At 77.2% G+C, this 342-nt stretch carries 1 protein-coding gene; it reads right to left on the reverse strand.

Annotated features, from left to right (window positions below; all coding sequences use genetic code 11):
* A partial coding sequence (locus tag GT354_RS50470; protein WP_161364981.1) for a hypothetical protein occupies positions 1-342 on the reverse strand: 342 nt, incomplete at both ends.

Below are 342 nucleotides of genomic sequence, written 5' to 3' on the forward strand. Positions count from 1 at the left end.
GCCGCCCTGGCCCGGCGGCGGTCCGCCTCGGCCGCGTGCCCGAGTTCGGCGGCGACCCGGGCCAAGGTGGTCACCGCGGCGGCGACCGTGTCGGGATCGCCCTCGGGAAGGTCCAGGCCGTACACGAGGTCGTACCAGCGCTGCTCCCAGGCCGCGCGTTCACCTTCGGCGCGGCCCGACTCGGCGCGGGCCTCGGTGAGTTCGGCTCCGGCTTCGCGCACCGCCGCCACCTGCGCGTCGCTCACCCGCTGGGCATCGCGAAGCAGCTCGCGCCGGTGGTCGGCGAGTTCGACCAGCGCGGTCAGTGAGTGCGCGGTGGTGGGCGCGCCGGAGGCGGCGAGC

Source organism: Streptomyces sp. SID3343, from assembly GCF_009865215.1.
In the GTDB taxonomy this organism is placed as follows: Bacteria; Actinomycetota; Actinomycetes; order Streptomycetales; family Streptomycetaceae; genus Embleya.